Below are 19,552 nucleotides of genomic sequence, written 5' to 3'. Positions count from 1 at the left end.
AGAGGTAACGATTACATTTTTTTCTTACTCATCGTATCAACCCAAACGGCTAATAACAGAATCGCACCTTTTACGATATATTGCCAGAATGTCGGTACATCAAGCATACTCATACCGTTATCAAGTAAAGCGATAATAAATGCCCCAATGATAACACCGTATACGCTACCGATACCGCCGGCTAAACTTACCCCGCCGATGACACAAGCGGCAATCGCATCGAGTTCGGCATTTTGACCTGCCGACGGCGCACCTGCACCTAAACGCGCACTAAGAATCAACCCTGCAATCGCTACCATAAAGCCGTTCATTGCGAAGATGGTTAGTTTTACTTTCTCAACGTTAATCCCTGAAAGTCGTGCCGCATCAATGTTACCGCCGATTGCATAAATATGACGACCGAATGCGGTTTTACGTGCGATAAACATCCCGAATACGGTTAAAATCGCTAACACAAGTACCGGGAACGGAATACCTCGATAATCGTTCAATAAGTAAATCGCACCTAAGACACAGATAGCAAATAAGCCGTATTTCATAATGTCTTTCGTCGCATCAGGCACATTCAAGTTTAAGTTTTTACGCGCTTTACGTTGATAAGTCCCCCAAGTAACGAAACAGAATACCGCCACTAAACCGAGAATCATACCGGTAACATCCGGAATATAGCCTTGACCGATAGCGGTCATATCATTACTAATCGGTGAAACGGTCGTACCGTTGGTTAAGCCGATTAAAATACCGCGGAAGGCTAACATCCCCGCTAAGGTGACGATAAAGGACGGTACTTTACGATAAGAGACCCACCAACCGTTCCAAGCACCTAATAATGTACCTAGCACAAGTGTTACCACAATAGTAAGCGGTAAAGGCCAGCCCCACCAAACGTCGGCGATAGCGGCGAATCCGCCTAATAACCCCATTAATGAACCGACGGATAGGTCAATTTCCGCCGAGATAATCACAAATACCATCCCGATCGCTAAAATCCCAGTAATGGAGGTTTGGCGTAATAAGTTTGAAATATTACGTGCGCTTAAATAGGCACCGTCGGTTGCTACCGAGAAAAAGCTCATAATCACAACAATAGCAATGAGCATAATATAAACTTGTAAATTGACAGATTTTAGCTTCAACATAGGTTACTCCTTGAGTGCGGCTTCCATAACTTGCTCTTGCGTCAAATTATCGTTAATTAAGTCTGCTTTAATTTGTCCTTGGTGCATAACCAGAACTCTATCGCTAATGCCTAATACTTCGGGCAATTCGGAAGAAATCACGATGACCGCCATTCCTTCTTGCGCTAACTGATTGATCAGTTTATAAATTTCGTATTTAGCCCCTACGTCGATACCACGAGTAGGTTCGTCCAAAATCAAAATTCTAGGCTTCAATAATAAGCATTTTGCAAGAATCGCTTTCTGTTGGTTACCGCCGCTTAATCGACCGATGGCTAATTCGGGTGAAGAGGTTTTTACTTTTAATTTTTGAATTGATTGATTAATGACGGTTTCTTCAAGTGCTTCGTTAATTACGTTTTTGCCGAAACAGAATTGAGGAAGCGAAGATAACGTGATGTTTTTCCCAACACCCATAATCGGAATAATGCCGTGTTTTTTACGGTCTTCCGGCACCATCACAATATTATTTTCAATTGCTTGCGCACAGTTTTTAATACGTACCTGCCGATTCTCAATAAAAATATTTCCTTCATATTTTCCTTGATACGAACCGAAGATACATTGCGCCATTTCAGTACGTCCGGAACCGACCAAACCGGCTACGCCGAGGATTTCGCCTTTGTGTAATTTAAAACCGGCGTTATTTACTCTTTTAATATGCGTATTGACCGGATGCCAAGCGGAAATATTTTCCACTCGAAGAATTTCTTCACCGATATCATGAGGTTCATGCGGATAAAGCGAGGTGATTTCACGCCCTACCATCATGGTGATAATGTCATCCTCACTCATTCCTTGAGCGGAACGAGTCCCGATATGTTCGCCGTCTCGAATGACGCAGATTTTGTCTGAAATTTTTTTTACTTCATTTAATTTATGCGAAATATAAACACAAGCGATGTTATGCGCTTTGAGATCTTTCACTAAGTTTAAAAGAATCGCCGTTTCTTTTTCGGTTAAAGAAGCACTCGGTTCATCTAAAATTAGTAAACGAACTTGTTTATTTAACGCTTTTGCGATTTCAACTAATTGTTGTTGTCCTAAGCCGAGTTCACCTACTTTAGTATTCGGATCAATATCTAACTGCACTTGTTGCAGAATGGTTTTACAACGCAGGTACATTTCGTTGTCGTTCGTAATACCTGAGTTTGTCATCTCATTACCGAGAAACATATTCTCGAGCACCGACATATTTTTCACTAAGGTTAATTCTTGGTGAATAATCGAAATACCTTTTTCTTCCGTTTCTTTAATATTTTTCGCCGTGAGTTTTTCACCGGCAAAGTAGATCTCACCGGAATAATCGCCGTGAGGATAAATACCGCACAAGACTTTCATCAAAGTGGATTTTCCCGAACCGTTCTCACCGCATAAGGACAATATTTCACCGGTTTCCAAAGAAATCGAAATGTTATTTAATGCCGTAACATCGCCGAATTTCTTAGTAATATTTTTCATTTCTAACAATTGAGCCATAATGAAAACCTCCGTTAGATAAAGTGCGGTCGTGATAAACCGCACTTTAAAGATTAAGATAGATTATTTATAAACCGCTTCTTTCGTGTGGAATCCATCTTTAATCACGGTACTGTCAATATTGTCTTTGGTTACAATAATCGGATCTAATAAGTAAGCATCAACTTCTTTTACGCCGTTGTTCAATTTTGCGTTAGATTCTAAAGTTTCGCCTTTACCTAAGCTAACCGCAATCGAAGCGGCTTTGTCCGCTAAATTGGTAATCGGTTTATATACCGTCATGGTTTGCGTACCTTCTACGATACGTTTAATTGCAGCAATGTCCGCATCTTGACCGGAAATCGCCACTTTACCCGCTAAACCTTGTGCGCTTAACGCTTGAATTGCACCGCCTGCGGTCGCATCGTTTGAAGCGACAACCGCATCAATATTGTTTTTATTCGCGGTTAAGGCGTTTTCCATAATTTGCAATGCTTTTTCAGCTAACCAAGAATCAACCCATTGGTCGCCCACCACTTTGATTTTGCCGCTATCAATATGCGGTTGTAATACTTTCATTTGACCTTTACGGAATAGTTTCGCATTGTTATCCACCGGCGAACCGCCCATTAAGAAATAATTACCTTCCGGTTTTTTCTCAACGATACTTTGCGCTTGTAACTCACCGACTTTTTCATTATCAAACGATACGTAGAAATCCAAATCCGCATTGTTGATTAAACGGTCGTAAGCTAAAACTTTCACACCTTCTTTTTTTGCTTCGGAAATTACGTTACTTAATACATCGCCGTTATGCGGAATAATCACTAATACGTCTACGTTTTTATTCAACATATTTTCAATTTGTGAAACTTGTGCCGCATCATCGCCATTTGCTGATTGAACTAATACTTTCGCCCCTAAAGCCTCTGCTTTTTTCACAAAAATATCACGGTCTTTTTGCCATCTCTCTAAACGTAAATCATCAATGGACATACCGATGGTTAAATCTTTAGCTAACGCTGAACCTGACATTACGGTTAATGCCGCAGCGATAGATAAAATCAGACTTTTCATTTTCATAATGACACCTCATAGGGTTGGTTTAACAAAGTTTGAGCATAAGTACGATTGCTCTGGCGATAGTTTGCGGTGGATAATTTGTCACGGCAATTACAAAATATTTTAACGCTATTACGTTTTTTCGCTTTTGTGATCCCTGCCACAATAACTAATAATCAAAACCGAAAAACTAAATAACATAATTGAACCGTGTTTTAATTTTCATCATTATGCTCTCGTTTTCAAAATCCATTGATTCACAGGAGAATTAATTATGTCTAACTATTTCGATAAAATTGAAAAAGTAAAATATGAAGGTGCTGACTCAACCAATCCTTTTGCTTTTAAACATTACAATCCGAACGAAGTGATTTTAGGCAAAACCATGGCGGAACATTTACGTTTAGCGGTGTGTTATTGGCATACTTTCTGCTGGACGGGGAATGATATGTTCGGCGTTGGTTCTTTAGATCGTAGTTGGCAAAAAACGGGCGATTTGCTTGAAGGCGCAAAACAAAAAGCGGAAATCGCCTTTGAATTCTTCCAAAAATTAGGGATTCCTTACTATTGCTTCCACGATGTGGATATTGCGCCGGAAGGCAATTCATATAAAGAATATGTACATAATTTCCACACTATGGTGGATATTCTTGAGAAAAAACAAGCGGAAACCGGTGTGAAATTATTATGGGGTACGGCAAACTGCTTTACCAACCCTCGTTATATGTCCGGCGCATCAACCAATCCGAATCCGGAAGTATTCTCTTGGGCGGCATCGCAAGTATTCAATGCGATGAATGCAACCAAACGATTAGGCGGCGAAAACTATGTGTTATGGGGCGGTCGTGAAGGTTATGAAACCTTATTAAATACCGATTTAAAACGTGAACGTGAACAAATCGGTCGCTTTATGCAAATGGTGGTGGAACATAAACACAAAATCGGCTTTAACGGTACGTTATTAATCGAACCGAAACCGCAAGAACCGACTAAACACCAATATGACTATGACGTAGCAACCGTTTACGGCTTCTTAAAACAATTCGGCTTAGAAAAAGAAATCAAAGTAAATATTGAAGCAAACCACGCAACCTTAGCCGGTCATACTTTCCAACACGAAATCGCAACCGCAGCGGCATTAGATATCTTCGGTTCGATTGATGCCAACCGCGGTGATCCGCAATTAGGTTGGGATACCGACCAATTCCCGAACAGCGTAGAAGAAAATACGCTCGTGATGTATGAAATCTTAAAAGCGGGCGGATTTACCACCGGCGGCTTCAACTTCGATGCGAAAATCCGTCGCCAAAGTACCGACCCGTATGATTTATTCCACGGTCATATCGGAGCGATTGACGTGCTTGCGCTTTCACTTAAACGTGCGGCGAAAATGATTGAAGATAAAACCTTACAAGGTATTGTTGATCAACGTTACGCAGGCTGGAACGGCGATTTAGGTCAGCAAATTCTTGCCGGTAAAGCAAGCCTTGAAGATTTAGCGAAAATCGTTGAAAGCAAAGCGCTTGATCCGAAACCGGTTTCAGGTCAGCAAGAATATTTAGAAAATTTAGTGAATAATTATATTTATCGTTAATTATTATTGTAGGGGGACAAGATCCCCCTCTTTAGTAAAGAGGGGTTAGGGGAGATTTGTTTAAAAGGTTAATTTACATTGTTTAAGTAAGTCTTTTTGCAATATGGCGTATTTTATTTCATTGATTATGCTTATATCGCAATCAAATCTCCCCCAGCCCCTCTTTTCTAAAGAGGGGAGTTCTCTTAGGAGGCTTTATGTATATCGGAATTGATTTAGGCACCTCAGGCGTTAAAGTCGTTTTACTCAATGAATCTCAAGAAATCATCGCAACCACACATCAATCTTTACCTATTTCTCGCCCTCATCCGCTTTGGTCGGAACAAAATCCGGAAGACTGGTGGCACGCAACCAATTTAGCTATGCTCGCTTTAGCACAGCAACAGGATTTAACCGCCGTTAAAGCGATCGGCTTAACCGGTCAAATGCACGGTGCGACTTTATTGGATAAGCATGACCAAGTATTGAGTCCGGCAATTTTGTGGAATGACGGTCGTAGCTTTGCGGAGTGTGCCGAATTGGAATCATTAGTACCGAATAGCCGTGAGATTACCGGTAATCTGATGATGCCGGGCTTTACCGCACCGAAATTAAAATGGGTGGATAAGCATCAGCCGCAAATCGCCGAACAAGTGGATAAAGTCTTACTGCCGAAAGATTATTTACGTTTACGTATGACCGGCGAATATGCCTCCGATATGTCGGATGCCTCCGGCACAATGTGGTTGGATGTCGGTAAAAGAGATTGGAATCAGGCGTTACTGAATGCGTGCGGACTTGACGTTAGCAATATGCCTAAACTGTTTGAAGGTAATCAAATTACCGGTTACTTACGTCCTGAATTGGCAAAAAGCTGGAAATTAAATACCGTTCCGGTAATTGCCGGTGGCGGTGATAATGCCGCCGGAGCCATTGGTATCGGGCTTTACCAATCCGGACAAGCGATGTTATCACTCGGTACGTCGGGTGTGTATTTTGTGGTAACCGATAAATTCAGTGCCAATCCGCAAAAAGCGGTACACAGTTTCTGCCATGCGTTACCGGATCGTTGGCACTTGATGTCGGTCATGCTCAGTGCCGCATCAGCGGTCGATTTTGCCCAAAAAGTCACCGGTATTAGCGATATTAAAACCTTATTCCAACAAGTCGAAAACTGCAACCAAGCGAGCGATGCGATTTTCCTTCCTTATTTATCCGGCGAACGTACACCGCATAATGACCCTTATGCCAAAGGTGTATTTTGGGGACTAACGCATAATGATAACCCGATTACAATGGCAAAAGCTGCGGTGGAAGGGGTCAGTTTTGCATTAGCGGACGGTATAGACGTGTTACATGAAACCGGTGTAAAAGCGGATAATATCGCTCTGATCGGTGGCGGAGCGAAAAGCGCTTATTGGCGCCAATTATTAGCAGATATTACCGGTAGAACCTTTGAATATCGTACCGGCGGTGATGTCGGTCCGGCGTTAGGCGCGGCGAAACTGGCGCAGATTGCCTTAAATCCGAATGAAGATATTGCCAATTTCTGTCAGCCGTTACCGCTTGAAGCGGTTTACCAACCTAATCGCAGCAAGTTTGCCGAATACCAAGACAAGCGGTCAAAATTTGCGGAAATTTACCAAAGATTAAAAGGTCTTTAATGCTCGGAAAGCCAGCCCGTTCAATATGGACGGGCTTTTTTGTCCGTTTTATTCAAAAATCTTACAAAAATTTATTTTACGCCCTTGATCATTTCATTTTCATCCCTATTTATTGTTTCGTCTGAACGGGAACGTTGAACGTCCCGTTTCTTTTTTCAAAAATACTTGCAAGAAAATTTCAAATTTAGCCTTGAAAAGTTGTGAAAGAACACCATCTTGTGGGTAACGTTACGAAAACGTAATCAAACAAATTTATATTCAGAGGAATTTTAAAATGGGTAAAATCATTGGTATTGACTTAGGTACAACAAACTCTTGTGTAGCGGTAATGGACGGTGACAAAGCACGTGTAATCGAGAATGCGGAAGGTGCACGTACAACTCCGTCAATCATTGCTTATACGGATAACGAAACGTTAGTTGGTCAACCGGCAAAACGTCAGGCGATTACAAACCCGAAAAATACATTATTTGCAATCAAACGTTTAATCGGTCGTCGTTTTGAAAGTGAAGAAGTACAACGCGATATTAAAATTATGCCTTTCGAAATCACACGTGCTGACAACGGCGATGCATGGGTAAACGTAAAAGGCGATAAGTTAGCACCACCGCAAATTTCAGCAGAAGTGTTGAAAAAAATGAAAAAAACAGCGGAAGATTTCCTTGGTGAAGCGGTAACTGAAGCGGTTATCACTGTGCCGGCATACTTTAACGATGCGCAACGTCAAGCGACAATCGATGCAGGTCGTATCGCAGGTTTAGATGTTAAACGTATCATCAACGAACCGACAGCAGCAGCGTTAGCGTTCGGTTTAGGTTCAACTAAAGAAAACCAAGTGATCGCAGTTTACGACTTAGGTGGTGGTACATTCGATATCTCAATCATCGAAATCGATAACTTCGACGGCGAACAAACATTCGAAGTATTAGCAACCGGTGGTAACACTCACTTAGGTGGTGAGGACTTCGATAACCGTGTAATCGACTACATTATTGACGAGTTCAAAAAAGAACAAGGCGTGGATTTACGCAACGACCCAATGGCATTACAACGTGTTAAAGAAGCGGCGGAAAAAGCAAAAATTGAACTTTCTTCAGCACAATCTACCGAAGTAAATCTTCCGTATATCACAGCGGATGCGACAGGTCCTAAACACTTAGCGATCAACGTAACCCGTGCGAAATTAGAAGCATTAGTAGAAGATTTAGTTGCAAGCTCAATCGAGTCACTTAAAACCGTATTAAAAGACGCAGGTAAATCAGTGAATGAAATCAACGACATTATCCTCGTTGGTGGTCAAACACGTATGCCGTTAGTACAACAAAAAGTGGCTGAATTCTTCGGTAAAGAAGCTCGTAAAGACGTGAATCCGGATGAAGCGGTAGCAATCGGTGCTGCAGTTCAAGGCGGTGTATTAAAAGGTGATGTAAAAGACGTTCTTTTATTAGACGTTACACCATTATCTTTAGGTATCGAAACTATGGGCGGCGTGATGACCGTGTTAATTGAGAAAAACACTACGATTCCAACGAAGAAATCACAAGTGTTCTCAACCGCGGAAGACAATCAATCAGCGGTAACGATCCACGTATTACAAGGTGAGCGTAAACAAGCGTCTGCGAACAAATCTTTAGGTCAATTCAACCTTGAAGGTATTAACCCAGCACCACGTGGTATGCCGCAAATCGAAGTAACTTTCGATATCGATGCGAACGGTGTAATCAACGTATCTGCGAAAGATAAAAATACAGGTAAAGAGCAACAAATCCGTATCCAAGCGTCTTCAGGTTTATCTGACGAAGAAATCGAACAAATGGTTCGTGATGCGGAAGCTAACGCAGAAGCGGATAAAAAATTCGAAGAGTTAGTTCAAGCACGTAACCAAGCGGACGGTATTGCACACGCAACTCGTAAACAAATCGAAGAGGCTGGCGATGCGTTAAATGCAGACGATAAAGCGAAAATCGAAGCGGCTATCGCAGACTTAGAAAAAGCAGCGAAAGGCGATGACAAAGCGGAAATCGATGCGAAAACCGAAGCGTTAATCAAAGCGTCCGAACCTTTAATGCAAGCGGCTCAAGCTAAAGCACAAGCAGGCGAACAACCGCAACAATCTGCAAAAGATGACGGCGTAGTGGATGCTGAGTTTGAAGAAGTGAAAGATAATAAATAATCTTTTACGCTCAAATCGTAAAATCAAAGGGCGTGGCAACACGCCCTTTTGGTGTATCTAACAAGTCCCCCCTCTTTAGAAAAGAGGGGAGTTTATGACAAGCGGTCAAATTTCCGTAAAATTTTACAAACGAAACACTATGGCAAAAAAAGATTACTACGAAGTCCTTGGTTTACAGAAAGGTGCGAGTGAGAATGATATTAAACGAGCGTATAAACGTTTAGCATCAAAACATCACCCGGATAAAAACCAAGGCAGTAAAGACGCAGAAGAAAAATTTAAAGAGATCAACGAAGCCTATGAAGTGTTAGGCGATGCTGAAAAACGTGCCGCATACGATCAATACGGTCACGCTGCTTTTGAACAAGGCGGTGGTGCCGGCGGATTTGGCGGTGGCTTCGGTGGCGGTTTCGGCGGTTTTGAAGATATCTTTAGTGAAATGTTCGGTGGCGGATTCGGTAGCGGCGGTCGTCGCCAACGTGTTGTACGTGGCGATGATTTACGTTACGACATTGAAATCTCACTGGAAGAAGCAGTTAAAGGTTGTAAAAAAGATATTCGTATCTCAACACTTGCCGAATGTGATTCTTGCCACGGCTCGGGTGCGGAAAAAGGTTCGAAAGTGGAAACCTGTTCACACTGCCACGGTTCGGGCAGAATTCGCCGTCAGCAAGGTTTCTTTGTGACGGAAGCGGTTTGTCCGAGCTGTCATGGAAGCGGTAAGAAAATCGAAAAACCTTGCAAATCTTGCCACGGTGACGGACGTGTTCAGAAAGCGAAAAACTTATCGGTAACCATTCCGGCAGGTGTGGATACAGGCAACCAACTTCGTTTATCCGGCGAAGGAGCGGCAGGCGAGAACGGTGCGCCGGCAGGCGATTTATACGTCGTGATTCACGTTCGTGAACACGATATCTTTGAGCGTGACGGCTCAAATCTTTACTGTGAAGTACCAATCAGCTTTACAATGGCGGCATTAGGCGGTGAGATTGAAGTGCCAACGCTTGACGGCAAATTAAAACTGAAAATTCCGGCGGAGACCCAAACCGGCAAATTATTCCGTGTTAGAGGTAAGGGCGTAACAAGTCCACGTGGCGGTTATGCAGGTGATTTAATTTGCAAAGTAGTGGTAGAAACACCGGTTGCATTAAATGACGAGCAAAAAGACTTATTACGTAAGCTGGAAGAAAGTTTAGCCAGTAAAAGTAAACATCGTCCGCAGCAAGAAGGTTTTTTAGATAGCGTGAAAAACTTCTTCTCTAACTTAGGTAAACACTAAAGATTAAAAAGGCTTAGCGAATTTGCTAAGCCTTTTATTTTAGGCATAGTAGACAAAAAGGTTGGTAAAAAGTGGGTTAAAGCCTTATAGTACAAGGCTTTAACCTACCTTTTTGAAATATGAATAAAAACTTGCCCTTTTTGTCAATCTTCCAAAACACAAAAGTATGGCTTTAAAAATAAGCTTCAACGTTATAAATGTTCAGCTTGCAATAAAATATTTACCTTAACATCTAAATTAAATTCGACCCAAATTTGGTTGGATTATTCTGTTGGAAAACAAACATATCAACAACTCGCTAATAAATATCAGTGTTCAGTAAGAACGATTCAACGATATTTAGAAAAGGCTCCTAAAGCCTTCTTAAAAGCCCCTCAAAATAAATATTTAAACTTAATTATTGATACTACTTTCTTTCATCGTGATTTTGGCGTGATGGTTTTTATTGATAGCCTTTCAACCAAAGTGGTTTATCACCAAATTGTGAAAACGGAAAAAGATATTTATTACAAGAAAGCCATCAATCATTTAAGAGAAAAAGGCTATATTATTCAATCAATTACCTGTGATGGCAGGCGTGGCTTATTGAAAGATTTAATGAATACGCCCACGCAAATGTGCCAATTTCATTTAGTAGCAATCGTGATGAGAGCATTAAGAAAAAAGCATCAATCGCACGCAGGAAGAGAATTAAAAACGATAATAAAGACGTTAAAAGTCAGTTCAAAAAATGAATTTTATTTAAAAATACATCACTGGAAAATAAAACATAAAGCCTTTTTAGAGGAACGGTCAGATAAACCGAATGAAAAAGGAAAATATCCTTATAAACATCGTAATGTGAGAAGTGCTTATACAAGTATAAAACGTTATATGGATTATATTTTTACGTATGAAAAGTATCCTGAGTTAAATATTGAAAAGACGACAAATCGAATAGAAGGATTATTTAAAGAATTAAAAGACAAATTACGCCCACATAGCGGATTAACGAGAAAGCATAAGATATTGTTTATACAGGACTTTTTAAATAAAAAGAGTCGGTTAATGATCTGCCCCCCAAAAGTTGGACTAAACCTCCAACGAATTAAGGTGCAGATTTTTTATGACTAAATATAACTCGCTATTCAAACAACAAGTCATCGAGTTTTATCTTCAAAATGACAAAAACCGTTTATTCACTCAACGACATTTTCAATTATCCAAGAAAACCTTAACTCGATGGATTGCTCAATTTAATCATAACGGAATCAATGGGCTAGCGGTGATAGGTAAGAAGCAAAAATATTCCCCCGAATTCAAATTAACCGTCATACAAGCGGTCAAAAAGGGGCAATTTTCTGCGGAAAGCGCCTCCCTTCATTTTGGCATTGCTAATTCAGGTTCGATTAGCCAATGGTTGCACATCTTTGAAGAACAAGGTATAAACGGCTTATTACCCAAGCCCAAAGGTCGTCCGACAATGAAACCGAAATACCCGAAAATGCCTCCTCCACCTAAAACTGAAGAAGAACGCTTACGTTATCGTATTTTAGAGCTGGAAGCGGAGGTAGCTTACCTAAAAAAGTTGCGGGAGTTCAACCAACAAAAAATGCGGCAAAAGCAGCCATCGTAAAAACGTTGCGAGTGGATTTTCCCTTAGAAATCCTCCTCCCTTTGACTGGTTTAAAACGTAGTACGTTCTTTTATCACTTACCGCCTAAAATCGATAAAAATGCAGTGATTAGGCAGAAAGTGATTGAGATTTATCAAGATAATGATGGCAATTACGGCTATCGTCGTATTACGTTAAAGTTACGTGATTTTTTGGGTGCGATTAACCATAAGCGTGTTCAAGCGATAATGCAACAGCTTGATTTAAAAGGGAAATGTAAGCAGAGGAAATATCGTTCTTATCAAGGTGAAGTGGGTAAAATTGCCGAGAATGTATTGCCCATGATTTAGCAAGAAGTCCGAACTTTGAGCAAGTGATGCGGATGCTAAAGCAAGCGGTCGCAAAACTGCCTAAGGACGCTAAACCGATTTTACATTCCGACCAAGGCTGGCAATACCAGATGGCAGACTATCAAGAAATGCTGAGAAAACATCATATTAAACAAAGTATGTCGAGAAAAGGGAATTGCTTAGATAATGGGGCAATGGAAAGTTTTTTTGGACGATTGAAAACGGAATGTTACTTTGGTAAGCGATTTGAAACTTTCGAACAACTTGAGAAAGTGATTCACGAGTACATTCATTATTACAACAATGAGCGTATTCAAGTGAAATTAAAAGGACTGAGCCTTGTACAATACAGAACTCAGTCCTTAAATTAAACAGTCTAACTTTTTGGGGGCAGATCATAAAAATTTCTAAACATAATCATTACCAACCCTTTTGTCCAATAGAGGCATAGTTCGACAAAATACCAACCTTTTTGTCTACTATGCCAAATTTAACCGCTTGTTTGTGTTTTTTTCTGCTCTATGTTCCCATTAACGAAAAACTTAAAAATTCTACAAAATGATTCGCCCAATGTATTTCATGGTGGGTTTCATTCGCCATAATTTTCAGCCGAATGTTATCAATCGGATGAAAAGTGCGAAGCAGTGCTTGATAGTAATAAAGAGAACTATTGATATAAGCCTGATTCATATTGAAAATATACTGCGCATCCATATCATCGCCTTCATTTGTGCCGACTTGAATAAACACTTTACTCGCTTTATTCAGCGGATGACGATGCACAAAATCCAAAAAGGCGGATTCGCTAAACCAAGAAGCGGAAGAAAATACGCCCAAATGGCCGAAGGTATCCGGATAAGCCGCGCCCATATAGGCGGTAATAATGCCGCCCATTGAACTGCCGGCTAACAGCGTATGCTCACGTTGCGGTTTGGTACGATAGTGAGCGTCAATAAACGGCTTTACCGTATTTACCACCCAGTGCCCGTATTCCGCGCCCATACCGCCGGCATTGCGCGCTTCCGGCGTATGTCCGACATCGGTTCGCCACGGTGCGTATTCGTCCAAACGGTGTACCGTAGCATTATCAATGCCGACGATAATGATCTTCGGGAATTCTTGATGACGTTTAATGGTCGGAATAATTTTCCACGAATAGCCCGAATAGGATTCTTTGCTGTAAAACACGTTTTGCCCGTCATGCATATAAAGTACGGGATAAGTTTGCCAATTTTCTTTATGATAGTCTTTCGGTAGCAGCACGCGAATGCGGCGATGATGATTGTAGTAAGGCACATACAGAAAATGTTCTTCCATTTTCAGATAGTATTTATCCAAATTCATTTTATATTCCATCATTTCACAATATTCAGATTAAGATCGTAACGTTTTTTATTTATCGAACACAAGCGATTTTATAGAAGATTTAAAACGAGATGACAGGGAGAAATAAAGAAAATAAAAGCGGTTATTTTTTGCAAAATTTTGCAGAAAAATAACCGCTTGAGAAAAGCTTAGATTGCGTAATCGTCTTTGAGTAAATGTTTATAGGCAAACAGATAAGATGCGCCGACAAATGCCGCTCCGCCGGTCACATTACCTAAGAATACCGGAATCATATTAAAGAAGAACTGTCCCCAAGTAACGTTAGCACCCGCCCAAATACCTGCCGGAATAATAAACATATTCGCCACGAAATGTTGTAAACCGATTAATACGAAGGTCATCACCGGGAACCACATCGCTAAAATTCGTCCGGAAGTTTGTTTTGCGCCGAAGTAGAACCAAATACCCATACACACCATCCAGTTACAGGCGATTGCCGAGATAAATGCACGCCCGAAATCCATATGGACTTTCGCTTCCGCAATCGCGATGGTTTTCGCCGCCGAAACGCCTTCCGCCAAACCGACATAATGCCCGAGGAAATACGCCATAGAAACCGCGCCGACTAAGTTGCCTAAACTGACAATCACCCAGTTACGCACTAATTTCGGTAAACTGACTTTTTTACTGAATTTACCTAACGCCATCAGCATCATATTGCCGGTCGCCAGTTCACCGCCGCCGATCAAGATACAAATTAAGCAAATCGGGAAAACCGCTGCGCCTAATAAGTTGGCGAGTCCGCTCCATTCCGGCGGAATACCGCTGACCACTTTTAAATAAGCGATATAACCGAAGCTCACATAGCCGCCGCCGAGAAAACTTAAAATAGCGAGCATTTTTAAACTGCTTTGCGATTTGGCAAAACTTTTATCGATAACGTCTTGTAGGATTTCGTGTGGGTAAAGATCTCTATTGTGCATAATGTAAATCAAATGTTAATGAAAAGGATAGGAGAAATGTAGCAGAGCGATAACGTTTAGAGAAAGAATCTGCGGTTATATCTCACGCATTTTGGTTATATGTCGGAAAGTGTGAGCCGTTTCGCAAAATAAGCGGTCATTTTCGGCAAAAATTTTGCAAATGGCATAGTTAGGTTTATACTTTGAAATAATGACATCTTTTACAAAAGGAATAGCTTATGCGTATTGATACCTCAGCACTTTGTGATATTTATTCCGATCAGGTCGATGTAGTCGAGCCAATCTTTTCGAGCTTTGGCGGAGCCTCTTCTTTTTACGGTAAAATTACCACGGTAAAATGCTTTGAAAGCAACGGTTTAATTGCCAGCGTGTTAGAAGAAGAAGGTCAAGGAAGAGTATTGCTGATTGACGGCGGCGGTGCGGTTCGTCGTGCATTAATCGATGCGGAACTGGCGCAACTTGCGCTTGATAACGGTTGGGAAGGAATTATCGTTTATGGTGCGGTTCGTCAGTTGGACGTATTGGAAACTTTGGACATCGGTATTCACGCATTAGCGCCGATTCCGGTCGGTGCCGATGATAACGAAATCGGCGAAGTCGATACGCCGGTGAATTTCGGCGGCGTGACTTTCTTCCCAGAAGATTATGTTTATGCGGATTTAACCGGCATTATTCTTTCGCCGGAATTGCTGGATTTAGCAGAATTGGAAGAGTAACCCATCGAATATAGAAAACCGACCGCTTGGTCGGTTTTTTGTTTGGCTACATATTTAAATAAAACGCCTTGGTTAGCTGCTTGAACGCTTCGGTATATTGATTATCCGCATCGTAAATCACTAATTCCTGTTCCTCAAGCGGTACGTTTTGCGCTGAAAAACTGACGATCATACGTTTCGCCGCTTGCCCTTGTTTGGTAATGATTTTGCAAATTTTCGTGCAAAACAGACCGCTTGTTCGGCTTTGTTCCACTAATTTTTCCGCCGCTTCAAAGGGTAAAATAAAGCTGATTTCACCCTGTTCCGCCAACCATTTTTTCGCTTGTAACAGCCAGTCTAAATGGCTTTGGGTTGCGGCACGAGCCAAATCTCTTTCATAAGATCGGGAAGCCAAACTCTCGCTGAAATAAGGCGGGTTCGACACGATAAGATCAAACTTTTGGTGAAAGTGATAATCTAAGACATCGCCTTGATAAACTTGCAAGCGGTCGGAAAATGCGGAATTTCGGCAATTTTCAACCGCTTGTCGATAGGCGTTCGGCTCTAATTCAAGCGCGCTAATTTGCGTATTTTCGTCCGTGCGCTGTGCCAACATAATTGCCACTAATCCGGTACCGGTGCCGAGATCTAAGATCTGACGTTTGTGCCGAATATCGGCGATAGCACCGAGTAAGATGCCGTCGGTATTGACTTTCATCGCGCATTTGTCATGAGCGATAAAAAATTGTTTAAATTGGAAACCTTGAGATTTTGTCATAGATGTACAAATTTAATGTGAGATACGCTATAATCGCATTGTTTTTTTACCTCTACAACAGAAGGAAACTAAAATGGGCTTAGAAAACGTACCAGCTGGTAAAGAATTACCAGATGATATTTATGTAGTAATCGAAATTCCGGCAAATGCGGATCCGATCAAATATGAAGTGGACAAAGAAACCGGCACATTATTCGTGGATCGTTTTATGTCTACGGCGATGTTCTATCCGGCAAACTACGGTTATGTAAACCACACGTTATCGTCTGACGGCGATCCGGTTGATGTATTGGTACCGACACCATACCCGTTACAACCGGGTTCTGTCATTCGTTGTCGTCCGGTCGGCGTATTAAAAATGACCGACGAAGCGGGCGGTGATGCGAAAGTGGTTGCGGTTCCGCACACAAAATTAAGCAAAGAATACGATCACATTAAAGATGTAAACGATTTACCGGCGTTATTAAAAGCACAAATTCAACACTTCTTCGAAAGCTACAAAGCGTTAGAAGCGGGTAAATGGGTGAAAGTGGAAGGTTGGGGCGATGTGAATGAAGCGCGCCAAGAAATCTTAGAATCATTCGAACGTGCTAAAAAATAATTGTTGTTTTTAGAACGAGATGCCAAACACTCACAGAGTGCTTGGCATTTTTTCTATGGCAAATAAATAACCCATTTATTTTCTAGGGGAATAAAATGAAATTGATTAAAAAAATTGGCGCAGCCGCATTTTTAGTTTCAGCGATTGCGGCTTGCGTCAGTACTCAAAGTATTAACCAAGAAGCGGCGCAAAGCTATGCGCAAGTAAAAAACCAAGCACAAGCGGAAAGAGCGGTAGATGCAAGTTCCGCAACCGCACGCCGTATCCATACGGTATTTAATAAAATGAAGCCTTATGCGGAAAGAGCGAATACGACCGGCGTGCCGTTCCAATGGGAAATTACCGTGTTAAAATCCGATGAAATGAACGCTTGGGCGATGCCGGGCGGTAAAATGGCGTTTTATACCGGATTGGTCAATAAGTTAAACTTAAATGATGACGAAATTGCGACCGTGATGGGACACGAAATGGCACACGCTTTATTAGAACACGGGAAATCGGATCGTACCTTTAATGCGGTAACCGGCATTGTGGCGCAAGTCGGCTCAATCGCTTTACAATCGCAAGGGATTCAAACCAATTTCGGCGGTGTGGATTTGGTCGGCACGGTGGCGGATCTCGGTTTAAACAAGCCGTTTTCTCGTAGCCAAGAAACCGAAGCGGACGAAATCGGCTTAATCTTAATGGCGCAATCCGGCTACAATCCTTCGGCGGCACCGAACGTATGGGTCAAAATGAGTAAAGTAGGCGGCAGCTCGGGCAGTTCTATTTTCTCTACTCACCCGTCAAACGAAGATCGTCAGGAAAATTTACAACGCTTACTACCTGAAGCGATGAAAGTGTATCAAACCAGTAAAAAATAGTTTAAAACAAGCGGTTTAATTTATTCCGTTTTTTGCAATAGGCAGATCGTTTGGATCTGCCTTATTTTTTGTTTAAAAAACAACCGGTTTAAAACAGTCGTTTTATACATGATACTAAATGGATGTAACTAATTGTTTTATAAAGATTATTTATGAAAGTTGATATTTTTTAGAAAGTTATTCACGCTCATTTTTCGAAACTATCACAAATTTATCCACAATTGATGGGGATAAAATCGCAAGCGATGTGAATAAGATAAAGAAAAAATAAAGATCTGGAAAGTTATCCATATAAAGTATAAAAAACAGTATATAAAAAGATCCGAAACAAACAAAAGGGATCATTTTTGCGCATAGATAAAGATCATCGCTCTTATAAATAAAAACAAGGGGTTATCTCGGCTATATTCATTATAAACCGAGCTATTTGACAACTTATCCACAGAGTTATCTACAAAATTGGCGTTAGAGGTTGTTCTAAGGCGTAAAGTGTGAAACAATCTCACCTATTTTCTCTATTACCTAAAAGAAATAAGGTGGTTAAGTGATCGATTTCGATGGCTACCGCCCAAATGTTGGTATCGTCATTTGTAATAAAGCAGGACAAGTTCTGTGGGCAAAACGGTTTGGACAAAACTCTTGGCAATTTCCTCAAGGCGGGATTAACGAGGGCGAAAACATTGAAACGGCAATGTACCGCGAGCTTTATGAAGAAGTCGGCTTAACCAAAAAAGATGTGCGATTATTATGGGCGTCTAAATATTGGCTGAAGTATAAATTACCCAAACGCTTAGTGCGTAGTGACGGTTCTCAGCCGGTGTGTATCGGGCAAAAACAACGTTGGTTTTTGCTGCAACTTCTCAGTGATGAAAATTTGATTGATTTAAAAACGACTAAAAGCCCGGAATTTGACGGTTGGCGTTGGGTTAGCTTTTGGTATCCGGTGCGTCAGGTGGTTTCGTTTAAGCGCGATGTTTATCGCAAAGTGATGAAAGAATTTGCCGGCGTACTATTAAATGAATCCAAAAAACCAGAAACGGTTGAAAAACCCCGTGTAGAACGTACGGAAAAGCGCGATTTTCAAAAACGTGATAATCAAAAACGCGAATTTCGCAAATCTGCTCGTACGTGGAACAATTCGCATCAGAAAGGAAAAGCGCAATGATAGAAGTATTTTTGAGTTGTCTTGTCGTAGGTTCGGCGGTCGGCTTCTTAGCCGGTTTATTCGGTATCGGCGGCGGTTTGATCATCGTACCGAGTTTGGTTTATTTATTACCCTTAGCCGGTGTAACACCGGAGAATTTAATGGCGGCTGCACTCGGTACTTCGTTTTCAACCATTGTTGTTACTGCATTTTCATCGGCGCAACGTCATCACAAATTAGGTAATGTGGATGTACAAGTCAGTAAATATTTCATTCCCGCTTTAATGGTATCGGTCTTCCTTGCAGGCTTAGCGGTAAGCAATTTGGATGCGAAATTGATGTCGAAGATTTTTGCGGTAATGGTGCTGTATTTAGCGGCGAGAATGTTGTTTTCCTTGAAAAAAACGCCTGAAATTAAACCTCTTACCACGCAATCTACTATTGTCGCCGGCGGCGTAATCGGTGCCTTATCCAGTATGGCGGGGATTGCCGGCGGTGCTTTTATCGTGCCGTTTCTAAATAGCCGAGGGTTAGAAATGAAACGTGCTATCGGCACTTCATCATTTTGTGGGGCGTTTTTAGGTTTATCCGGTACGATTAGTTTTATCGCAAGCGGTTGGAATGTAGAAACGATGCCGGACTACTCTTTAGGTTATGTCTATTTACCGGCGTTATTCGGTATAACCTTAACCTCTTATTTTACCTCTAAGCTCGGGGCGAATGCGGCGAATGTCTTACCGGTCGCGACCTTGAAAAAAGCCTTTGCGGTGATGTTGGTTGCGATAGCGATTAATATGTTTGTAAAATAATGCGACGTTTGCTCCCCTCTGT

16 protein-coding genes and 1 pseudogene are annotated in these 19,552 nt (G+C 41.4%); 11 read left to right on the top strand and 6 right to left on the bottom strand.

What is annotated here, in order from left to right; all coding sequences use genetic code 11:
• Positions 1 to 11 precede the first annotated feature (11 nt).
• The 3 genes from DRF63_RS10450 to xylF all read right to left on the bottom strand — a co-directional run bounded on the left by DRF63_RS10450 (position 12) and on the right by xylF (position 3,719).
• The gene (locus DRF63_RS10450) at positions 12 to 1,139 is read right to left on the bottom strand and encodes a sugar ABC transporter permease (protein ID WP_005599644.1); all 1,128 of its coding nucleotides are present in this window, start codon (positions 1,137 to 1,139) and stop codon (positions 12 to 14) included.
• 3 nt (positions 1,140 to 1,142) lie between these two features.
• A complete protein-coding gene (gene xylG, locus DRF63_RS10445) occupies positions 1,143 to 2,657 on the bottom strand; it encodes a D-xylose ABC transporter ATP-binding protein (protein ID WP_005599642.1) in 1,515 nt (504 codons plus the stop codon).
• 63 nt (positions 2,658 to 2,720) lie between these two features.
• Entirely contained in the window at positions 2,721 to 3,719 is a 999-nt protein-coding gene (gene xylF, locus DRF63_RS10440; RefSeq protein ID WP_005599640.1) for a D-xylose ABC transporter substrate-binding protein, read from the bottom strand.
• 253 nt (positions 3,720 to 3,972) lie between these two features.
• Here xylF and xylA point away from each other — a divergent pair, with 253 nt between their 5' ends.
• The 6 genes and pseudogenes from xylA to DRF63_RS10410 all read left to right on the top strand — a co-directional run bounded on the left by xylA (position 3,973) and on the right by DRF63_RS10410 (position 12,702).
• Positions 3,973 to 5,292, top strand: a complete 1,320-nt coding sequence (gene xylA, locus DRF63_RS10435) for a xylose isomerase (protein WP_005599638.1) — start codon at positions 3,973 to 3,975, stop codon at positions 5,290 to 5,292.
• 197 nt (positions 5,293 to 5,489) lie between these two features.
• Positions 5,490 to 6,935: a xylulokinase gene (gene xylB, locus DRF63_RS10430; protein ID WP_005599636.1), complete on the top strand. Its 1,446-nt coding sequence runs from the start codon at positions 5,490 to 5,492 to the stop codon at positions 6,933 to 6,935.
• A 274-nt stretch (positions 6,936 to 7,209) separates the two neighbouring features.
• Entirely contained in the window at positions 7,210 to 9,108 is a 1,899-nt protein-coding gene (dnaK, locus tag DRF63_RS10425) for a molecular chaperone DnaK (RefSeq protein WP_005599634.1), read from the top strand.
• A gap of 139 nt (positions 9,109 to 9,247) precedes the next feature.
• Positions 9,248 to 10,387, top strand: a complete 1,140-nt coding sequence (gene dnaJ, locus DRF63_RS10420; protein WP_005609377.1) for a molecular chaperone DnaJ — start codon at positions 9,248 to 9,250, stop codon at positions 10,385 to 10,387.
• A 123-nt stretch (positions 10,388 to 10,510) separates the two neighbouring features.
• Positions 10,511 to 11,500: an IS256 family transposase, variant Zn-binding type gene (locus DRF63_RS10415; RefSeq protein WP_418910108.1), complete on the top strand. Its 990-nt coding sequence runs from the start codon at positions 10,511 to 10,513 to the stop codon at positions 11,498 to 11,500.
• Positions 11,493 to 12,702: pseudogene (locus DRF63_RS10410) on the top strand (IS3 family transposase). Before DRF63_RS10415 ends, DRF63_RS10410 begins: the two are co-directional and overlap by 8 nt.
• Positions 12,703 to 12,850: 148 nt before the next feature.
• On the opposite strand, the gene DRF63_RS10405 reads toward DRF63_RS10410, so the two are convergent.
• Complete coding sequence (locus DRF63_RS10405; RefSeq protein WP_005619998.1) at positions 12,851 to 13,675, bottom strand: alpha/beta hydrolase; 825 nt, start codon at positions 13,673 to 13,675, stop codon at positions 12,851 to 12,853.
• 170 nt (positions 13,676 to 13,845) lie between these two features.
• Positions 13,846 to 14,640, bottom strand: coding sequence for a formate/nitrite transporter family protein (locus DRF63_RS10400; protein ID WP_005599615.1), 795 nt, complete (start codon positions 14,638 to 14,640; stop codon positions 13,846 to 13,848).
• Positions 14,641 to 14,858: 218 nt separating this feature from the next.
• Here DRF63_RS10400 and rraA point away from each other — a divergent pair, with 218 nt between their 5' ends.
• Positions 14,859 to 15,356: a ribonuclease E activity regulator RraA gene (gene rraA, locus DRF63_RS10395; protein WP_005599612.1), complete on the top strand. Its 498-nt coding sequence runs from the start codon at positions 14,859 to 14,861 to the stop codon at positions 15,354 to 15,356.
• 46 nt (positions 15,357 to 15,402) lie between these two features.
• On the opposite strand, the gene DRF63_RS10390 is transcribed toward rraA, so the two are convergent.
• Positions 15,403 to 16,113, bottom strand: a complete 711-nt coding sequence (locus DRF63_RS10390) for a tRNA1(Val) (adenine(37)-N6)-methyltransferase (RefSeq protein WP_005599610.1) — start codon at positions 16,111 to 16,113, stop codon at positions 15,403 to 15,405.
• A gap of 73 nt (positions 16,114 to 16,186) precedes the next feature.
• On the opposite strand from DRF63_RS10390, the gene ppa reads away from it, so the two are divergent.
• From ppa to DRF63_RS10370, 4 genes are all read left to right on the top strand, one after another.
• Positions 16,187 to 16,714: an inorganic diphosphatase gene (gene ppa, locus DRF63_RS10385; protein WP_005599607.1), complete on the top strand. Its 528-nt coding sequence runs from the start codon at positions 16,187 to 16,189 to the stop codon at positions 16,712 to 16,714.
• Positions 16,715 to 16,809: 95 nt separating this feature from the next.
• Positions 16,810 to 17,577, top strand: coding sequence for a M48 family metallopeptidase (locus tag DRF63_RS10380; protein ID WP_005599605.1), 768 nt, complete (start codon positions 16,810 to 16,812; stop codon positions 17,575 to 17,577).
• A 544-nt stretch (positions 17,578 to 18,121) separates the two neighbouring features.
• Entirely contained in the window at positions 18,122 to 18,742 is a 621-nt protein-coding gene (gene rppH, locus DRF63_RS10375; protein WP_005599600.1) for an RNA pyrophosphohydrolase, read from the top strand.
• Positions 18,739 to 19,530 (top strand): sulfite exporter TauE/SafE family protein, encoded by a 792-nt coding sequence (locus DRF63_RS10370; protein ID WP_043991932.1) that lies wholly within the window; start codon positions 18,739 to 18,741, stop codon positions 19,528 to 19,530. Before rppH ends, DRF63_RS10370 begins: the two co-directional genes overlap by 4 nt.
• Positions 19,531 to 19,552: the final 22 nt, after the last annotated feature.

The sequence above is a fragment of the Actinobacillus pleuropneumoniae genome (assembly GCF_003290385.1).
GTDB classification, from domain to species: domain Bacteria; phylum Pseudomonadota; class Gammaproteobacteria; order Enterobacterales; family Pasteurellaceae; genus Actinobacillus; species Actinobacillus lignieresii.
Note: the sequence above shows the minus strand (reverse complement) of the source record. Positions and strands in the feature narration are given on the sequence as shown.